Below are 14,816 nucleotides of genomic sequence, written 5' to 3'. Positions count from 1 at the left end.
GACAGGACAGGCTTCCCATGTCATTGACGATAGAGCGGGTGTTCGAGCTGGGGCTGAAGGTGGGGCTCTGCCGGGACAGCGGCTGGGAGCCTCGGTTCGAGTTCTTCGTCGCGCAGGGCCTCCTGGAGGCGGTTCCTCATCCGGCACAGGTGAAGGCCGCGACGCTCGAGATGCTGCCCTTCGCGTTCAATGAGACGCCCATCGAGCACGCCGCCAACCGCCGGAGTCTCTGGGGCCACATTCTGCTCCGGGTTCCGCTCCAGCTCCTCTACTGCCCCCAGCAGGTGATCGTCTGGAATGGGCTGCTCGCCACGCCGCACGTCCTGATCAAGCACCTGCTGTCCTCGTTCCATGAGGACGGCGTGATCGCCTACGACCTGCAGTTGCTCCAGTCATACCCAGGCGGGCTCGAAGCGCTGGAGCGCGCCGCGGGGGAGGTGGCTTCGGGAGAGGATCCGCTCGCGCCCATGCTCTCGGCGATCGCGGGCGGCTACCACGCTCACCTCGCCGAGCTGGCCCGGGCTGCCCGCCGGTTCGAGTACCCCCCGGACCTCCACCCGCGCTTCAGCTCGCTGGTGGGGTTCGGGAGGTACTGCCTGCAGATCCCCGTGCCGGCTTAGGGAGTGACCGTCATCACACCCATCTGCGTCGTCTCGAAGTTCATGCCCGTGTTGGAGCCCGCTCCGTTCAGGTCGCAGTAGGTCCATTTCAGCCCGTTGTCCTGGCTGAACCGGAATGTGTACGAGAAGTTCGTGTTCGACGCCACGGTGGGCGCCGTGAACGAGCCTGAGAACTCATCATCGTTGCCGACCTGCACGTTGTAGTTCGCGGAGAAGAACTTCCACGAGTTGGTGCTTCGCGGGTCCGTGCCGTTGTTGCCATAGCCCACCTCGGCCAGGATGCCCGAGGGCGCTCCCATGGACTCGGTGATGCTCGTCTCGAAGATGCGGCCGTAGAGCAGCGGTGTCGCCGTGTTGGACGGCACCGAGAAGCTCGCGGGGAACTGGAGGTTGCAGTAGTCCGCCTCCAGCATGCTGTTCGTCTCGTTCTCGTTGCCCGTGTAGGTGAATCCGCTGGGGAGGACGAAGTTGGGAGTCCCCACGCTCGCCGGGTTGGAGAACGTCACGTTCACCCTCGCCACGGCGTTGCCAGTGTTGCTCACCACGCTACAGGTGGCGGAGGTGGGGCTGGCCACCGTGCAGGGCTGCGAAGGGTTGGCTCCGAACGCCGCCCGGAACCCCGGAGAGATATCCGTTCCGGTCACCAGGACGCTGGAGGCTCCCGCGGTGGCCGGTCCGTCGTCCGGGAACAACGTGGAGACGGTGAGGTTGAGGGCGTCATTGGGCGAGCCAGGCGTGGGCGTGGGATCCGCCCGGAAGTCGTTGCGGTTGTTGTCGGTGTCCGTGCTCAGCGTATTGCGAGCGAGCGAGGGGGCCGCAGTGCCGGCTGGCGTCGTGGGTGTCAGCGCGGTGGCCGTCTCGTACAGGGCCAGGCCGTTGTAGGCCACGTTGGTGGCCAGGGTGGCGCCGTTGGCGTCATGGCCCACCGCATCGAGCAGGGTGCCCGTGGCGGAGACCAGTTGGATGGAGTCTCCTCCGGAGTTCTCCACGTCCATGTCCCGGGCCAGGACGTCCACTCCCGGCGTGAAGCCCACCACCTGAGTCGAGGTCACCGACGAGTTCGCGTCCGCCACCAGCAGGATGCCATCCGCAGGGAAGCGTGTGCCGGCGGGGAGGGTGAACTCGCCGTCCGTCTCGCCCGTGCTGAGATCTCCATCCGCATTCAGTGCGCCCGCCGTGCCCCCGAGACCTTCCACGTCCGTGATCTTTGCTCCGCCGATGACGGCTCCACCCGGGCCGGCCAGCTCCACGAAGGACTTCTGATCGTCCGTGCCCGGCGGATCGATGATGACTTCGTTGATGACGGCCACCTTGCAGCTGCCGTTGAGAGCGCCCGCCGTGTTCGTGACGCGCGAGCCGCGAGCCCCGTTCGGGTAGAAGCTCACGCACCAGTTGGTGGCCGTGTCGTTGCCAGCCGCCGTGGATGTGGTGGGTTCCAGCTGGGTGGAGCTGCCGGAGAAGCCCACGAAGGCGCTCGCCGTCAGTGGCGTGTTCGGGTTGGTGACGAAGGTGCGGAAGTCCACCAGGTCCTGCAGGTTGCCCGCCGGAGGCGCCGCGTAGAGCGCGAGCGCGTCCCCTGTGTCCGCCAGCGCGAAGGAGGTGCCCGGCGCGCCGTAGATGAAGCCCACGCCTCCCGGGACAGAGCTGGACGGGTTGGGGATGCCGTAGAGCACGCCGTTGGCGGGCACCTGCACCGGGGTGGAGCCCGTGCCGTTCGGGTCGTTCGGAGCGCGGATATCCACCTCCTGGCCTGCGATGTTGCGCAGCGTGTAGCCCCGCACGTCGATGGCCGTGGCCGTGGTGTTGCGCAACTCGATGAACTCCGCGCCGAGGGCGCTGAACTCACTGATGATGATCTGGCCCTGCTGGCTGGCCGCGGTAACTGGCACGCACGCGCCGGCGTTGCAGGTCTGGTTCGAAGCGCACAGCGTGCTTGTCGGGGTGTTTTGGCAGACGCCCACGCCTCCGGAGTCCACGCACGCCGAGGTGTAGGTGACGACGCTCCGGCCATTGGCCGAGCACGTTGTGGCCGGCGGCGTGCACGTGACGGACGCGCAGGGATCCGAGCCGCCCGCGCCGGGGCTGTTCGAGAGGCTGGAGTTGCCCGCCCCGTCGAAGACCTTGAGCGCGAAGTAGTACGTGGACGTGAGGTTCAGTCCCGTGACGGTGGCCGACTCGGCGCTCCCCGGGGGCTGAGGCGCGGCCAGGGAAACGGGCGTGGCCGCGGTGAACTGCGCATCGTTGGTGATGGGAGCGGTGGCGTAGCGCAGATCGTGGCTCGCGGCGGTGCCCAGGGTGCCGTCATCGCCCACCGCCGTCCACGACACCTGGATGCTGGAGGACGAGGCCTGTGTGGCGGTGAGGACCGCCGCGGCCGGAGCCAGGTTGTCCACGATCTGGAAAGCCGTGCTCGTGGCCCCCGTCAGGCCCGTGGCGGCGGCCACGAGCTGGAAGCCCGTGCCCTCCTGGTCGATGGAGAGAGACGAGAACGTGGCCACGCCACTGGCCGGTGAGACGGTCCGTGTCCCACTCAGCGTAGAGGCAGGGTTGCCGCCCGTGAGGCTCACCGTCACGGAGGGGCTCGAGGCAGTGGAGGTGTTGCCGTAGGCATCCCTGATCTCCACACGCACCGTGGCCAGGGTCGCGCGCACGGTGCCGCTCTGTGGCTGCGTGGTGAACGCGAGCTGCGCCGGAGCACCGGCCGAGACCGCCACCGCCACGGTGTGCGTGAGCCCCGCATCGAGGGTGTCCGTCGCGGTGATGGTGCGGTTCCCCGCAGTGCGCAGCTCCACGGACACGGAGGCCACGCCCGCGTCTCCCGGCGTGAAGAGGTAGATGCCCGGCAGCACCGCGGCCGGATCGGTCGAGGTGAAGGACACCATGCCGTTGTAGCCGGTGGCGATGTTGCCGGAGGCATCGCGGGCCGTGACCGTGACGTTGAAGGCGCTGCCCGCGGTGGCAGAGGCTGGGGCCGAGAGGGTCAGGTTCGAGGCGGCGCCCGGAGTGACGGTGACGGTGGCGCTGGCGTTGCGCGTGCCGTCGGTGACGCGCACCGGCTGGGAGCCCACCGTGCCCAAGGTGACGCTGAAGGCGCGGCTGCCCGCGTTGGCGGCCGTGAAGGTGTAGCTGCCCGGCAGCGTCGCGCGCGTGTCATCCGAGCTGAAGGACACGGTGCCCGTGTAGCCGGTGGCCACGTTGTTGAACGCGTCGCGCGCTGTCACTGTGACCGCGAAGGGACTGCCCGCGGTGGTGGAGGCCGGGGCCGAGAGGCTCAGGCTGGCGGCCGCGCCAGGGGAGACCGTGGTGCTGCGGGTGTCCGTCATCGTCGCGGTCACTGTGTCCGTGGCCGTGAGGGACTGAGACCCCGCCGTGCGCAGTTCCACCGTGCTGAACGTCTTCTGCCCCGCGTCCGCGGCCGTGAAGGTGGAGTCCGCCGGGAGCACCGACGCTCCATCCGTCGAGGTGAAGTGCACCGTGCCCGTGTAGCCGGTGGCCACGTTGCCGAAGCTGTCTCGCAGCGTGACAGTGACGTTGAAGGGGCTGCCCGCAGTGGCAGAGGCCGGGACCGAAAGGCTTAAGGTCGCGGCGGCGGCTGGGGTGACACTCACGGTGGTGCTGGCGTTGAGTGTGCCATCCGTCACCCGGACGGGCTGGCTGCCCGTCGTACCCAAGGTGACGCTGAAGGCGTGGCTGCCTGCGTCGGCTGCCGTGAAGGTGTAGCTGCCCGGCAGCGTCGCGCGCGTGTCATCCGAGCTGAAGGACACGGCGCCCGTGTAGCCGGTGGCCACGTTGCCGGAGGCATCACGGACCGTGACCGTGACGTTGAAGGCGCTGCCCGCGGTGGCGGAGGCTGGGGCGGAGAGGCTCAGGCTGGCGGCGACGCCCGGGTTGACGGTGACGGTGGCACTGGCGTTGCGCGTGCCGTCGGTGACGCGCACCGGCTGGGAGCCCACCGTGCCCAGGGTGACGCTGAAGGTGTGGCTGCCCGCGTCGGCGGCCGTGAAGGTGTAGCTGCTCGGCAGCGCCGCGCGCGTGTCATCCGAGCTGAAGGACACGGCACCCGTGTAGCCGGTGGCCACGTTGTTGAACGCGTCGCGCGCCAGCACGGTGACGTTGAAGGCGCTGCCCGCGGTGGCGGAGGCCGGGGCCGAGAGGCTCAGGCTGGCGGCCGCGCCAGGGGAGACCGTGGTGCTGCGGGTGTCCGTCATCGTCGCGGTCACTGTGTCCGTGGCCGTGAGGGACTGGGACCCCGCCGTGCGCAACTCCACCGTGCTGAACGTCTTCTGCCCCGCGTCGCCGGCGGTGAAGGTGTAATCGCCTGGAAGCACTGCCGCCGCGTCTGTGGAGGTGAAGCGCACCGTGCCCGTGTAGCCGGTGGCCACGTTGCCCGCGCCATCCCGCAGCGTCACCATCACGGAGAAGGCACTGCCTGCCGTGGCGGTGGAGGGGACCGAGAGGCTCAGGGTGGCGGCGGCCCCCGAGGTGACGTTCACAGTGGCGCTGGCGTTGCGCGTGCCATCGGTGACGCGCACCGGTTGGTCGCCTGCCGTGCCCAGGGTGACACTGAAGGTATGGCTGCCTGCGTCGGCGGCCGTGAAGGTGTAGCTGGTGGGCAGCCCGGCGCGTGTGTCATCGGAGCTGAAGGAGACAGTGCCCGTGTAGCCGGCGGCCACGTTGCTGAACGCGTCACGGGCCGTGACCGTGACATCGAAGGCACTGCCCGAGGGGGCAGAGGCCGGGGCGGAGAGGCTCAAGCTGGAGGCCGCGGCCGCGGAGACCGTGGTGCTGCGGGTATCCGTCAGCGTCGTGGTCACCCGATCGGCGGCCGTGAGGGACTGAGCCCCCGCCGTGCGCAACTCCACCGTGCTGAATGTCTTCTGCCCCGAGTCGGCCGCCGTGAACGTGTAGTCCGCCGGAAGCACCGCCGCCCCGTCCGTGGAGGTGAAGTGCACCGTGCCGGTGTAGCCGGTGGCCACGTTGCCGGAGGTATCCCGCATCGTGACCGTTACGGAGAAGGGCGAGCCCGCCGTAGCGGAGGCCGGAGCCGAGAGGCTCAGGGTGGCAGCGGTAGCCGGTGTGACGGTGACAGTGGCGTTGGCGTTGCGCGTGCCGTCGGTCACACGGAGCGGCTGGGAGCCCGCCGTGCCCAGGATGACGCTGAAGGTGTGCGCCCCCGCATCGGCGGCCGTGAAGGTGTAGCTGCCCGGCAGCGTTGCGCGCGTATCGTCCGAGCTGAAGGAGACCGTGCCGGTGTAGCCGGTGGCCACGTTGCCGGAGGCGTCCCGCAGCGTGACGGTGACGTTGAAGGGGCCGTCCGCCATGACGGTGAGGGGCGCAGCGAGGCTCAGGCTGGTGGCGGCGCCCGGAGTGACGGTGACGGTGGCGTTGGCGTTGCGCGTGCCGTCGGTGACGCGCACCGGCTGAGAGCCCGTCGTGCCCAAAGTGACGCTGAAGGTGTGCGCCCCCGTATCGGCGGCCGTGAAGGTGTAGCTGCCCGGCAGCGCCGCACGCGTGTCATCCGAACTGAAGGACACGGTGCCCGTGTAGCCGGTGGCCGCGTTGCTGAACGCGTCGCGCGCCGTGACCGTGACGCTGAAGGCACTGCCCGCGGTGGCGGAGGCCGGGGCCGAGAGGCTCAGGCTGGTGGCCGCAGCAGGGGAGACCGTGGTGCTCTGAGTGCCCGTCAGCGAGGCAGTCACCGTATCCGTGGCCGTGAGGGACTGGGACCCCGCCGTGCGCAGCTCCACCGCGCTGAACGTCTTCTGCCCCGCGTCGGCCGCCGTGAAGGTGTAGTCGCTCGGGAGCACCGCCGCCCCATCCGTGGAGGTGAAGCGCACCGTGCCCGTGTAGCCGGTGGCCACGTTGCCCAAGGCATCCTTCAGCGTCACCTGGACCTCCGCCGAACTCCCTGCGACGAGGCTGTTCGGAAGCCCTGTCAGCTCCAGCACCGCCGCTTGCGCGGCAGTCACCGCGAAGGAAGGACTGGTGGCCTCCGTCAGCGTTCCCGAGGTGGCTCGCAGCGAGTAGCCCGTCCCCACCTGTTGGATGACGAGATCGCTGAAGCGCGCGACCCCATCCACGGCCGCCACCGTGAGCGTGCCTTCCAGCGTGTCCGAAGGCCCTGTCGCCAGGGCCACGGTCACCGAGGCCGTGCTGCCTGGGACGCGACGGCCCTCGGCATCCTGGAGCTCCACCTCTACGGCCGGGCTCAACGGGGCGCCCGCCGTGCCCTGAATGCTCGTGTTGAGGAAGGCCAGCTTCGCCGCTGGGACCTCGATGAACTCGACGGTGGGCTGGGAGGTCAGCACCACCGGTCCACCGTCCGTTTCCACCGAGGCCTTCACCTTCTTGAGCCCGGCCTGGGTGGAGACCAGGGTCGCCGTCATCACCCCTTCCGGGTTGGTCTGGCCCGAGGCCGGCGCGACGATCGCGCCGTCCCCGCTGATCTCCAGCTTCACCGTGCGGCCCGCCAGCGCCGCACCATCCGCCTTCACCACCTTCACGGTGAGGGTGACGACGTCCCGTCCGTTGGCCAGCACGTTGGAGCTGCGGCTCACCTGCACCTGCGAGCGCGTCGCATCCGGCTGCTCGCTGGGCGGCGGCGGCGGATCTTCATGACAGCCGGCTGCAAAGACCAGCAGCGCGGTCAGCGCGACATACACTCCGGACAACAGGGGACGAGATGACATCCAGGCCTCAAGAAGGGGGAATCGATGCTGCGGCACAACGCATGTTCTGTTGGTTGTCCGACACCGAAGCCTAGCGAGCCGCGCCTGGGGTTGCACCCCGCCGGCCCGAGGTCACGGCAGCCCCACGCGAGGCCGCGCCTACCTGCTGTATTGGTTCAAGGGGTAACCCTGCTCTGACGCTGGGGCGCCCTGGCATCAGCAAATATCGCTGGAACGAGCCTGCCCAGGACGTCGTGCCAAGCACGCCCGGTTGCTCCCCAAACATCGCGCAGCGCGACATGGCGTTCAGGATGCTGCCGCGCGTTCCTTGGGGACTGAACCCGCGGCGGGGGCGCGGATCGTGCGCACGGCGGCCTCGGCGGCGGCTCGGAATGACTCGGCGTAGCGCTCGGGCGAGAGGAGCTCTGCGGGCAGCAGCTCCTGGTACGGGCCGAGCTGCGCCTTCACCTCGTCCATGAAGGAGGTGGGGGGTGCCACGCGTTCGCCTTCGTAGAACGCGCGCAGCTCCCGGTCGCTCTCGAGGCGGGCGCGAAGGCTCCGGTGGAAGGCAATAAAGCCTCGGCCTTCGTCGACGCTGCGGCCGAAGTTCACCAGCTTTCCCCAGCCGCCGGGTGTCACGCGCGTGCGGCGGAGCACGGCCTTCCACGAGTAGGCGAATGCGTAGAGCTCGATGAGGCGATCGTAGAGCTCCACCGGCGAGTAGTGCAGGGGCCGCACGTTGCCGAAGCAGTTGGTGTCCAGCAGCGAGAACGGCATGGCCATCGTCCGTCCCGAGGCGTGCAGCTCCCGGCTCAAGGGCGCGTTGTAGAAGTTCGTCGCCAGGAAGTAGGTCGGGTAGATGCCCGGCGAGAGCTCCGCGAGCCGCTGGGTCAGCTCCCAGGGCAGCTCGCCCTGATCGGTGTCCAGCCCCACGATCATGTTCGTCTGGATGTGCTGCACCTCGGCCTGGATGACGTTCAGGGTCTCGGCGACGTGCAGGACCTTGGCCTCTCCCACGACTCGCGCCCGCCCGGACTTGTCGGAGAAGTCGAACCAGGACTCGACCCCCGGCGCCAGGAGCCCGAACCGCGCCCGTCCGAGCCGCCGCGCGTTCTGCGCGCTCATCAGGGACAGGCTCATGTGTGCGCAGTGCACCAGGTGCGTGCCCGAATCCTCGATGGCGCCCAGGTACTCGTCGAACCGCACCCCGAAGTTCGGATCGTGCCACCCGACAAGCGTGTCCTCGCCCCAGCGGCGCTCGATGTGGCGCAGGTCTTCGATGATCGGGTCCACTGGCAGGCCCCGCCACCGCACGGGAGCGTCGACACAGAAGCTGCACGTGTACGGGCACCCAAGGCTTCCGAGCATCGGCACCAGCCGCAGCACCCTGGTGCCTTTCTGGAGGCAGTGATCGATGAAGCGCGCGCGCTGAGCAACGCCGGGTAGGGAAGAGGGCCCCTCATCCGCGCAGAGCACGAGGCCTCGTTCCTGCCGCTCGGGTGCTTGGAGCAGATCCGCGATCAGCGCTCGGTCCGTTGTCTGGCAGATGTAGTCGAAATAATCGCGTGCGTGCTCGGCGAAGGACTGCGCGTGGGGGCCGCCCAGCACCGTCACCGCGCCGCCCGAGCGCAGATGCCGGGAGAGCGCGTAGGCCACGAACGAGGCCCGGGTGAACGCGGAGATGAACACCAGGTCCAGCCCGTCGGGCAGCAGGCGGCGGAGATCCTCCTCCGCGGTCCAGACGGCATAGTGCACCTCGCACCCAAGCTCCTCCGCCCAGACGGCCACCGCCTGAGGCATCACCGAGGCCGTCTCCGGCGCGATGACGCGGCGCCTCAAGAATGGGGTGGTGACCGAGTGTGCCAGCAGCTCCACGACGCCGACCTTGAGTCTCTTCACCGGCCCTCCCCGAGACGCCCGGCGGAGTCGCGGGCGGCGAACCCTCAAAATACCGTAACCTGTGCGCGTGAGGCACGAGCTGGTACGAGCCCATGGCTCGGATCCGATCTCCTATTCGACGCTGCAGCCGGGGCTCTCCTATTTCGAGACCTCGTTCGGCTATGTCGCCTTCCAGCGCGCCTTCGGCTTCGAGCTCACGCTGGGGCCTCCCGTCTGTGCCCGCGCCGATCGGGTGGAGCTGATCCAGCGGTTCCTCCGCAGCAGCAAGAACCCGCTCTTCTTCTACGTGCCGAGGGAGGTCGCGGCGCTCGTCTCCGAGCTCGGCGGCCCCCGCTTCCGCACCAGCGGCATGGGCATGGACAAGATCCTGGAGCTCGATGCGCCCGCGGCTGAGGTTCACCCCCGGGTGCGGGGAGCGCTCAAGAAGGCCACGCGCGGCAGCTTCGAGGTGGCCGAGGTCCGTCCCTCTGCGCTGGGGCAGGAGGAGCGGGCCCGCCTCGACGCCATCACCCGGAGCTACCTGGGCCGGAGCGCGGTCCCCGTGGAGATGCACTTCCTCAACCGCCCGCTCGGGTTCGAGGACGACGGGCTGGCGCGGATGTTCGTGCTGCGGCAGGGCGCGGACGCTGAGGTGTTCGGCTACGCGGTGCTCGATCCGTACTTCGACGGAGGTCGCGTCCAGGGCTACCTCCTGAACCTCATCCGCTTCGAGCGGACCCGGCTGTGGGGCGTGTACTACTCGGCCGTCGCGAGGTTGGCCGAGCGCCTGCGAGGGGAGGGGGTGCGCCAGCTCTCGCTCGGGTTCTGCCCGCTGGTAGGGGTGGAGACCGAGGGCTGCTCGCCCGTGCTGGCGCGCCAGGTGAAGTGGATGGAGCGCCGGCTGGCGGGTATCGGCTACCTCACCCGGCTCCGCGAGCTGAAGGAGGCCTTCCCGGGGCTGACGCCGCAGCGGTACTTCGTGACGCCCTCGCCGTGGGCTGCGACGACGCTCCTGGCCCTGCTGCGCGCCTGCCGCGTGCCCCTCACGGAGATCCTCCGGCGAAGCTTCTCCCCGTAAGCGCGGGTCACTCAGCCCACCCACTCCCTCTTGGTGACCTCCACCAAGAAGTCGCGAAACGCCGCCACTTTGCGTGCGAGCGGCCGCGTGGACGAGTAGACGAGCACGAGCCCGCCGACGGTCACACGCACCGAGGGAAGGACGCGCACGAGCTCACCGCTTGCCACGTACGGCTGCGCGATAAACGAAGGTAACATCGCGATTCCTCCTCCCGATGCGGCCACGCCGCGCAGGAAGAGGAAATCGTTCGCGACGACCTTTGGAGTGAGCGTTGCCGGGAAGTCGAACGCGCGACGTAGCGGGCCCGCCACGAGCCAGTCGTGCCCGGGCGACGCGAGCTCCCGAGGGTTTCCGCGCCGTGCGAGGTAGCTCGGCGCCGCGTACAGACTGAGCTCACTTCGCTGGGCGAGCGGTCGCGCCGTGAGCGACGGGTCCTTGTGCTTGCTGATGTCGCCACGGATTGCGACATCGAATCCCTCGGCAGCGAGGTCGACCACGCGGCTGCTGAACTCCGCCTGCACTTGCACCTTCGGATAGAGCGCGACGAAGCGTGCGATCACGCTGCCGAGGAAGATGGCGCCGAGGTCGTACGGCGCCGTGAGCTTCAGCGTACCGGCTGGCTCGCTTTGGTGTTCGGGCAGTTCCTTCGTGGCGTGCGCCAGCGCACGCACATGCGCGGCGGTTCGCTCGTAGAGCGCTCTTCCCGCCGTGGTCAGTGAGACACGGCGGGTCGTTCGGTGAAAGAGCCTCGAGCCGACGGAGGCTTCGAGCTTCGCGATGGTGCGGCTCACTGTCGCGGTGGTCGTCCCAAGGGCACGGGCCGCGCCAGAGAAGCTGGACGCATCGGCGACCTCGACGAAGCTCGCGAGGAGCGTGATGTCGATTGTTGCAGGCATGCACTGGTATATTACACAGTTACGTATTGTGGAGAGCCCTGGGGCGCCGAATACTGCTCGCATGGAAGTTGCGAACATCGGTCCCGGGATGGAGCTCGGGCTCTATACGTTCGGCGATCTGGTCGCCGATCCTCGGACCGATGCCGCGTGCCACCTACGAGCAGATGCTCTCGCCGCAGGGCGCACTCGTCGGCGGCAGTCCGCAAGAGGTCATCGACAAGATCCTTGGTCGCGCCGGTAGTGCGCAAAGCAACAGAAAGGCAGTCATCATGAAGATTGGAATCAGTGGGGCAAGCGGGCAACTCGGCGCAGCGACGGCCGCGGCGCTCAAGTCACGCGCGCCGGGAGCGCAGCTCGTCGGCATCTCGCGTTCGCCGGACAAGGTGAGTGCGCTCGGCATCGAAGCGCGGTTCGGCGACTTCGATAATCCTGACTCGCTCACGAAGGCGTTCGCTGGCCTCGATCGACTGCTGATCATCCCTTCGAGCGACATGCGCCCCGGTGTGCGCGCGACGCAGGGGCACAACGCCATCCAGCGTGCTGTCGACGCGGGCGTCGAGCATGTGGTCTTCACATCGGCGCTCGGCACGAGGTCTGCCGATGCTCCGCACCTCTGGCAGAGCATCCAGGACATGTGGTCGGCCTGCGGCTTCGATGTGACGACCGGCGACGTCGAACGGCTCGCGGGGCGCCCGCCGCGGTCACTCGAGGATGCGCTTCGACGCGTGAAGCTGTAGTCACTGGTACCCCTGCCTCACCCGGATTCCGTCATGGCCAACACCTCTGTCTCCGCTACTCCCCCGGCTTCGTCCCATCGCCCAAGCCGGGGGCTGCACATCTCACTCTGGGTCGTTCAAGTCCTGCTCGCGCTGTTCTTTCTCATGGCCGGCGTCAACCACGGCCTCAAACCGATCGAAGAGGCCGCGAAGACCTCACCGTGGATCCTCGGGATTCCCGTCGCCCTCGCGCGGTTCATCGGCATCGCGGAGCTCGCCGGTGTACTGGGGGTCGTGCTGCCGTCAGCCACCCGTATCGCTCCGAAGCTGACGCCCATCGCCGCGGTCGGTCTGGCGATCATCATGCTGCTCGCGGTGCCGTTCCACATCATGAGGGGCGAGGCGAACGTGATCGCCTTCAACATCGTGCCCGCAGCACTCGCAGCATTCGTCGCTTGGGGCCGCTTCACACGTGCGCCCATCTCGCCCAGAGCGCGGGGCTAGCTTTGGGAGGAAACCATATTGGGCTTGTCACCGCCGACCTCGACCGCATGGCCGACTGGTATGGCAAAGTGATCGGCGCGAGGCTTGTCTATCTTTCGGATCGGCCGATTGGAGACAAGGGACCCGATTTGAAAGTGCGCGCGGGCTTTTTCGCCAATGATGCTGCAAGCCATCGCATTGCTGTCATCGAAATGCCGGAGGTGGCCTTCGACACCGACCGCATCCGCCACACACGCCTTCAGCATTTTGCTTTTGAGTACCAGCAGCAGCTGGGCCTGTTCGCCGACAGGACCAGTGCCACACCCTGCGCGCCAACCAGCTGCGCCTCTGGTTTTCCTCCGCCGCGTACGTGCTGCTCAACCTGCTGCGCCACTTCGGCCTGCGCGGCACCGAGATGGAGCGGGCCCAAGTGGGCACCCTCCGGCTGAAGCTGCTCAAGGTCGCCGCCATCGTCCGCGTCAGCGTCCGTCGTGTCGTGCTCTCGCTCAGCGCGGCGGCCCCAGTGCAGGATTTGTTCGCGCGCGTCGCGCAACAGCTCTGCGAAGTCCCAGCTCCCTCCTGACGCCCTGTTGCTCTTTGACAACCTCGACGGGTCCCAACACCGGCCGGTGCAGGCTCCTGTCATGCCTGCAGCACGCTGCCGAGCTTCCTTTTGCCAAGCGCGGCAACCAGACTCCGAGGATTGAGGCCGAGCCGCCCGGCGCGCTCCTCCGTGTGACAGATCCGGGCTAGGGCCGCTCAGCCTCGCGCACGGATTACCAGTAACGGCGCGGAGGCGGAGCCGGAGGAGGCGGAGCCGCGGGCAAGGGCTCTAGCATGCCGGACGTCAGCAAGCGCTCGACGGCCGCTTTGACCTCCTTCGCGGTGGTGCCGCAGCTCTCGAGGTTGCGCGCTGCCTCCGGGATGGTCCGGGCACTCTCTCCGAACTCCACCAGGAAGAGCCCATCCTCGGAGCTCAACCCCAGGGGCGCACCCCACGCGGCGCGCGCCGCATCGAACTGGGCGCGGCCGTTGCCCTCCTTGGCGGCCTCGATCATGGCCGTATAAGCCTGCGCGGCCTCGGTACCCTTCGGCGAGAGCCGAAACTTCTGTGCGCGTCCGAAGCGGACCTTCTCTGCCTTCTCGTCATTCATGACTGCACTCCGAGGGCCGGACGGCCCATTTGCTTGAGCCAGCTCACGTGGCTCTTCAGTGCCGCGCCCACGCTCACATTGGCACGGTAGCGTACCCCATGCTCCCGACAGGTTTCCTCGACGATGCGCGAGAGCGCTGGGTAGTGCAGGTGGCACACGCGCGGGAACAGGTGGTGCTCCACCTGGAAGTTCAGCCCCCCGAGGTACCAGCTCACCACCGGGTTGCCCCGGGCGAAGTCGACCGTCGTCTCCACCTGGTGCGCCGCCCAGTCGCGCGGGAAGGTGTGTGAGGCCTCCGGCAGCTCGGTGAACTCGGCCTCTTTCACGCAGTGCGCGAGCTGGAACACCGTCGACAGCGTCAGCCCGAGCACGAACGCGGTCAGCAGGTAGCCCACCGCCACCTGCCACAGGGGATGGAAGAGCGCGGGCACCACGAGCGCCCAGCCGTAGAACAGCAGCTTCCCACCCAGCACCCCGGTCAGCTTCCACCCGCTGGGGCGCGGCATCTTCTGCCGTCCAACCCGCCCCGTGAGCAGATCCTTGAAGTCATCGATGAAGTGCCACTTCAGCGGCAGCAGCCCGTAGAGCACCCAGATATAGGCGTGCTGGAAGCGGTGCGGCGCGTGCGACTTCTGACTGGGCGCCAGCCGGCACAGGGGCTGGATGTCGATGTCCTCATCGAGCCCGGCCACGTTCGGGTGGCTGTGGTGGAAGATGTTGTGCTTCCAGCTCCACACGTAGGAGGAGCCGCCCACGGCATCCAGGGTCCACGCGAGCAGCCGGTTGACGCCCTTCCGCTCCGAGTAGCTGCCGTGGTTCGCATCATGCTGGATGCTGAAGCCGATCCCGGCCATGGCCAGTCCCAGCGACACGCACCCTACGGCCACGCCCCAGGGCGAGGCCGCTCCGAAGACGAGCCATAAATAGGAGGAGACGAACCAGCCGAGGATGAGCGCCGTCTTGGCATACATGCCTGGCAGATCGCGCGGGGAGCGCCCGCGGTCCTTCAAGTACTGTTCGACCCGTGTCTTGAGATCCTGATGGAAGCGCCCTGCCTCCAGGAACTTCACCTTCGATGCTTGCGACAACGCTCACCCGCTCTCACGCCAACCCACGCCGCCACCACTAGAGCCGGGGATCCGCGAGGGAGGATTCCCTCACAGCCGTCCGCCGCTCGGCGCCGCAGTCCTTCGTAACACCGGAACTCCGGGCACCATACCGCACTCGGTGCTCCTGATGGCGGGTGAAGGGGCGCCTACACGCTCTGTATGGGGGCAGGAGAGCAGACAGGCGATGAAGAAGGACAGCGGAGGTGCGATGTTG

The 14,816-nt window shown here is 68.2% G+C and carries 10 protein-coding genes and 1 pseudogene; 6 read left to right on the top strand and 5 right to left on the bottom strand.

Annotated elements, in window-relative coordinates:
• The first annotated feature begins 17 nt into the window (after nucleotides 1-17).
• Nucleotides 18-620, top strand: coding sequence for a hypothetical protein (locus DB31_RS08995; RefSeq protein WP_157231886.1), 603 nt, complete (start codon nucleotides 18-20; stop codon nucleotides 618-620).
• On the opposite strand, the gene DB31_RS08990 is transcribed toward DB31_RS08995, so the two are convergent.
• Both DB31_RS08990 and DB31_RS08985 read right to left on the bottom strand, forming a co-directional pair.
• A complete protein-coding gene (locus DB31_RS08990) occupies nucleotides 617-7,309 on the bottom strand; it encodes a beta strand repeat-containing protein (protein ID WP_157231885.1) in 6,693 nt (2,230 codons plus the stop codon). The two genes, DB31_RS08995 and DB31_RS08990, sit on opposite strands and share 4 nt — an antisense overlap.
• Nucleotides 7,310-7,594: 285 nt before the next feature.
• Nucleotides 7,595-9,187, bottom strand: coding sequence for a B12-binding domain-containing radical SAM protein (locus DB31_RS08985; protein ID WP_044185261.1), 1,593 nt, complete (start codon nucleotides 9,185-9,187; stop codon nucleotides 7,595-7,597).
• Between the two features lie 61 nt (nucleotides 9,188-9,248).
• On the opposite strand from DB31_RS08985, the gene DB31_RS08980 reads away from it, so the two are divergent.
• On the top strand, nucleotides 9,249-10,244 hold the full coding sequence (locus DB31_RS08980; RefSeq protein WP_044185258.1) for a phosphatidylglycerol lysyltransferase domain-containing protein: 996 nt from the start codon (nucleotides 9,249-9,251) through the stop codon (nucleotides 10,242-10,244).
• Between the two features lie 11 nt (nucleotides 10,245-10,255).
• Here DB31_RS08980 and DB31_RS08975 read toward each other — a convergent pair whose 3' ends face one another.
• On the bottom strand, nucleotides 10,256-11,140 hold the full coding sequence (locus DB31_RS08975) for a LysR family transcriptional regulator (RefSeq protein ID WP_052419822.1): 885 nt from the start codon (nucleotides 11,138-11,140) through the stop codon (nucleotides 10,256-10,258).
• Nucleotides 11,141-11,280: 140 nt separating this feature from the next.
• Here DB31_RS08975 and DB31_RS44635 point away from each other — a divergent pair, with 140 nt between their 5' ends.
• The 4 genes and pseudogenes from DB31_RS44635 to DB31_RS08960 all read left to right on the top strand — a co-directional run bounded on the left by DB31_RS44635 (nucleotide 11,281) and on the right by DB31_RS08960 (nucleotide 12,922).
• Complete coding sequence (locus DB31_RS44635) at nucleotides 11,281-11,877, top strand: NAD(P)H-binding protein (protein WP_052419821.1); 597 nt, start codon at nucleotides 11,281-11,283, stop codon at nucleotides 11,875-11,877.
• 33 nt (nucleotides 11,878-11,910) lie between these two features.
• The gene (locus tag DB31_RS08965; protein ID WP_044185255.1) at nucleotides 11,911-12,360 is read left to right on the top strand and encodes a DoxX family protein; all 450 of its coding nucleotides are present in this window, start codon (nucleotides 11,911-11,913) and stop codon (nucleotides 12,358-12,360) included.
• Nucleotides 12,361-12,407: 47 nt separating this feature from the next.
• Nucleotides 12,408-12,497 (top strand): annotated as a pseudogene (locus DB31_RS51520) (hypothetical protein); the annotation flags it as partial.
• Between the two features lie 167 nt (nucleotides 12,498-12,664).
• Nucleotides 12,665-12,922: a transposase gene (locus DB31_RS08960; RefSeq protein ID WP_044185249.1), complete on the top strand. Its 258-nt coding sequence runs from the start codon at nucleotides 12,665-12,667 to the stop codon at nucleotides 12,920-12,922.
• 193 nt (nucleotides 12,923-13,115) lie between these two features.
• Here DB31_RS08960 and DB31_RS08955 read toward each other — a convergent pair whose 3' ends face one another.
• Nucleotides 13,116-13,493, bottom strand: coding sequence for a hypothetical protein (locus DB31_RS08955; protein WP_044185247.1), 378 nt, complete (start codon nucleotides 13,491-13,493; stop codon nucleotides 13,116-13,118).
• Nucleotides 13,490-14,581 carry a fatty acid desaturase family protein gene (locus DB31_RS08950; protein WP_044185245.1) on the bottom strand — a complete coding sequence of 364 codons (1,092 nt, stop codon included), beginning with the start codon at nucleotides 14,579-14,581 and terminating at the stop codon, nucleotides 13,490-13,492. The genes DB31_RS08955 and DB31_RS08950 overlap by 4 nt, the downstream gene beginning before the upstream one ends.
• Between the last annotated feature and the right edge of the window lie 235 nt (nucleotides 14,582-14,816).

This window comes from Hyalangium minutum (assembly GCF_000737315.1).
GTDB classification, from domain to species: Bacteria; Myxococcota; Myxococcia; order Myxococcales; family Myxococcaceae; genus Hyalangium; species Hyalangium minutum.
The sequence above is the reverse complement of the archived record's forward strand: the minus strand, read 5'-3'. Positions and strand labels throughout refer to the sequence as shown.

Bases quoted from the DNA above. Each gene is read 5' to 3' on its own strand.
- DB31_RS08995 (WP_157231886.1), top strand. From the start codon at position 18: ATGTCATTGACGATAGAGCGGGTGTTCGAGCTGGGGCTGAAGGTGGGG.
- DB31_RS08990 (WP_157231885.1), bottom strand. From the start codon at position 7,309: ATGTCATCTCGTCCCCTGTTGTCCGGAGTGTATGTCGCGCTGACCGCG.
- DB31_RS08975 (WP_052419822.1), bottom strand. From the start codon at position 11,140: ATGCCTGCAACAATCGACATCACGCTCCTCGCGAGCTTCGTCGAGGTC.
- DB31_RS44635 (WP_052419821.1), top strand. From the start codon at position 11,281: ATGCCGCGTGCCACCTACGAGCAGATGCTCTCGCCGCAGGGCGCACTC.
- DB31_RS08965 (WP_044185255.1), top strand. From the start codon at position 11,911: ATGGCCAACACCTCTGTCTCCGCTACTCCCCCGGCTTCGTCCCATCGC.
- DB31_RS08955 (WP_044185247.1), bottom strand. From the start codon at position 13,493: ATGAATGACGAGAAGGCAGAGAAGGTCCGCTTCGGACGCGCACAGAAG.